A 3,602-nucleotide genomic window follows, 5' to 3' on the forward strand; every position below is an offset into this window, starting at 1 on the left:
GAGCCACGGCTCCCCTGGTGTCCTGTATCAGCTGAATAAATTCTCCTTCACTCGCTGCATTGATAACCCTGGCTTTTGAATTGCTGACAACAGGTTCTGATTCATTGACTTCCCCGGAACTCCATCTGATCAGGACGACAGGGAGATCTGTTCCCCCGACTTCCTTCCAGTTGGCGATCTTTCCTGCTAAAAGAGCCAGCTGATTCTCAGATGAAATATCCCTGAGCATCCGTCCATCCTGAATCTCCAGGACTGAAGGATTCACAGCCACCGACCTTCGTCGGACTCCCAGGACTTTGACTTTCCGGGGCAGATTCTCGGCCATGGATGCCGGGATAAATCCCAGGGCTCCGGGAGTAGCTGAAACTCTCTGTACCATCTCTTCCCAGGAGCCGACTTTTTTAACAGTCTTCCTGTAGGATTCCAGCTCTTCCCCTTTCAGTATGAAGTTCCGGGCTCCCCTGGAGAAGTCTCCGGCCCCTTCATAAGCAAAAGGGACAACCTTCAGATCCTGCTGATTGTAGAATCCCCAGTTTTCGGCGCGGGTTTTATTGTAGAGTTTTCTCAAAGCCTCAACCGTGATATCTTTTGAACGGGTCTTATGATGGATGATAAAGACAACATCCTCATTAATTGTACCGGGACCGGCAGGAAGTGAAATCTGAGTTTCCACCTGATTTGTCACATTGTAGGGTACTGAATTATCGTACCATAACCCCTTGACCATCAAATAACCGATGATCCAGACCAGGATGGCAATGGTCATTACAGCCAGAAACCAGATGATCCCTTTGGCAATCTGTTCCTGTCTTGTAATTTTTATAGACTGGGGTGATGAAAGTGGCCGGGATTGTTTTGCTGTAGTTTTCAGAGTCTTTATTTTTTTCATCCTATACTTCCTCTTTCACAGCTTTTTTCATAAGATATTGAACCAGAGCTTTGATTCCCAGGATAAAAACTAACAGGACAATCCCCGTGGTAAACAGACTCACCGCATGATCATCGGCGGCATACTTCATATCCGTGGCAATATTCATTGTCAGAGTTCTAGTCAGAGAGAGAGGTCCCTTCGGCATGGTAACGGCATTCCCGGCAACCATAAGTACGGCCATGGTCTCACCGACGGCCCGTCCCATTCCCAGGACGATACCTGCCAGAATACCCGATCGGGCAGATGGAACCATGACACGATAAATGGTCATCCAGTGAGTGGCTCCCAAAGCGAGAGAACCTTCTTTTAATTCCTGCGGCACGGCTCTGAGGGAGACTTCCGTGATATTGATGATGGTAGGAAGAGTCATGATAGCCAGAACGATACTGGCAGTTAAGACACCCAGACCCGTAGGACTCTTAAAGATGATCCTGATAACGGGGGAGATGGCGATGTACCCGAAAAGACCGTAGATGACCGAGGGAATCCCCGCCAGGAGTTGAACAACCGACCTTAAAATATCTGCGAACTTTCCCTTTGCCATTTCTGCCATGAAGATACCGACAGCCAGACCGACGGGAACAGACAGGAGCAACGCTCCGACGGTGACCCAGATGGAACCCATGATAAAGGCCAGGATTCCATATTGTGGAATATCCGCAGTTGGTTCCCAGGTACTGGTAAATAGAAAGGTCAATGGATTCACTTTGGTAAAGAGAGGCAACCCCTCCTGAAAAATGAAGACAGTGATAAAGATAACGCTTATGACTGAAATCAGTGCACTGAGCAATAGGACCTTTTCGACTGTGCTTTCCAAAATACTTTTTGAAGACTTCAAGGCATCTTCTCCTTAGAATTTCATTATCTAACATTCTCCACATTGAAAATGAGTTATTGTTAGGGGAATGTTAGAATACGGTTAAACCCTTAACAAACAAAGAGACAGCCTCAATTTGAGGCTGCCTCTTATCATAATTTGAATAGTTGAACTAGTTCTTCATAGGTATGAAATCTTCTTCCTTAACAATGGACTGGCCTTCTGCTGACAGAATGTAATTGATAAAGGCCTCTTCTACAGTTCCTGCTGGAACGGGACCCTTAGTGATAAGAATGAGTTCTCTGGAAACTGCATAGGAACCATTCAGAACATTTTCGGGTTCAGGAGCAATGCCGTCTACAGTCAGGTCTTTGCTTCCGGCATCTTTGCCGATGTAACCGAATCCGCAATAACCGATAGAAAAGGGTGTTGAACCGACTTTAGCGACCATGTCTCCGTTAGAAGTCACAATGGCTGCCGTATCGGTAAACTTCTTTTTCATTGTTTTCACTGTAGCATCGTCAAAACAGGAGCGTGTACCGGAAGCTTCATCTCTATTAAAGACTACGATTGGTGCATCCGGGCCGCCAATCTGATTCCAGTTGGTCACATCACCGGCGAAGATGGCAATGACATCTTCCAGAGACATGTTGTCAAAGGGAACAGATCCCTTATTCACTATAACTGCGACACCGTCTTTGGCGATGGCCGTGGCTACCGCACCGGCTTCTATTTCAGATGCTTTGAGTGATCTTGAAGCAGCACCAATGGAGTAGGTTCCTTCCAGGGGACCTCTTACACCAGCGGAAGATCCGGGGGCATCATAGGAGATTTTCACTTCGGGATACATGTCTGTAAAGGCCTCTGCAGCAGCTCTGATGATGGGCTCGACAGTAGTAGATCCGCCGAAGGCATAGTTTCCGGCAAAAGAAACTTCTGAAGAGTTACTCATCCCTGTGTCCTGCTGACCACCAGCAAAAACAAAGCCCGCCACAAATAGAACCAGTAGAACAGAAATAATTTTTTTCATAATAATACGACTCCTTCGTCATTTTCTAAATTAAATCGTCTCGCTACCCTCAGTGAAGGTTCAGGAACGATCATTTTTCTGTATGTTGAGCCTATGATCCATCTTCCACATCAGGATTAGATAAAGGGTTTGTTAGAAAACGGTTAAGTTTTTATGCCTGATATCTCCTTATTACCAACAAACTGACAATTCTCATACATTACTAACGAAGGACAAACATAGATGCTATTCAATTCAATTTTAATTTTAATATAGCCTAAAAACAAGGTGATTAGATTAAAGCTTAAGGAAGAACTGAGATCCTTAGGATGGGAAGGGAAAAAGGATCTCTATCGGGGGATGCAAATTGAAGACTCTCAATGACTTTTTTTCATTTTCAGGATTGACTATAGTTGCGAATACCCATTGAATAGTGTGCAATGAGCGCACTAATTCCAGCCTTCGCGGCCCTGTTTCTTCCTATAATCCTCGGCCTTTTATGCCGCAACGGCAATTTCGTCGATCCCGCCCACCGGGCCAACATTCAGCAATTTGCCGTCAGAGTCACAATACCATTTATGGTATTTGATTCACTTAGAGTTATAGATTTGAAAACTGCCGGTCAATTCCTGCCCATGTCACTGGGATTATTTCTCTTTGTAGGTTTAGCCTGGCTTTTTTCCTGGGGAGCTTTATCAATTCTGATCCCCAGGAGTCCATGGTTTAACAAGTATAAGGCAGAACTGCTATTAATGGCCTTTGCCGGGAACGTCGGGTACATCTGCTGGAAGCTCCAGGAACTGCTGATTGGAACCGAAGGTCTGCAGAGGGGAATATTTTACACA

Annotated in this window: 3 protein-coding genes and 1 pseudogene; 1 reads left to right on the forward strand and 3 read right to left on the reverse strand. The window is 45.6% G+C overall.

What is annotated here, in order from left to right; translation table 11 throughout:
• The 3 genes and pseudogenes from PF479_RS20655 to PF479_RS20665 form a co-directional block, all read right to left on the reverse strand.
• Window positions 1-889: pseudogene (locus PF479_RS20655) on the reverse strand (hypothetical protein); the annotation flags it as partial.
• Window position 890: 1 nt separating this feature from the next.
• Complete coding sequence (gene pstC / locus PF479_RS20660) at window positions 891-1,769, reverse strand: phosphate ABC transporter permease subunit PstC (RefSeq protein ID WP_298010965.1); 879 nt, start codon at window positions 1,767-1,769, stop codon at window positions 891-893.
• A gap of 151 nt (window positions 1,770-1,920) precedes the next feature.
• Window positions 1,921-2,778: a phosphate ABC transporter substrate-binding protein gene (locus PF479_RS20665; protein WP_298010966.1), complete on the reverse strand. Its 858-nt coding sequence runs from the start codon at window positions 2,776-2,778 to the stop codon at window positions 1,921-1,923.
• Between the two features lie 419 nt (window positions 2,779-3,197).
• Here PF479_RS20665 and PF479_RS20670 point away from each other — a divergent pair.
• On the forward strand, window positions 3,198-3,602 hold a 405-nt coding region (locus PF479_RS20670; RefSeq protein ID WP_298010968.1), incomplete at its 3' end, for an AEC family transporter.

Origin of the sequence: Oceanispirochaeta sp., assembly GCF_027859075.1 — a bacterium.
Taxonomy (GTDB): Bacteria; Spirochaetota; Spirochaetia; order DSM-2461; family DSM-2461; genus Oceanispirochaeta.

Excerpts from the sequence above, each read along its gene's own strand:
- PF479_RS20665 (WP_298010966.1), bottom strand. The coding sequence starts at position 2,778 with ATGAAAAAAATTATTTCTGTTCTACTGGTTCTATTTGTGGCGGGCTTT.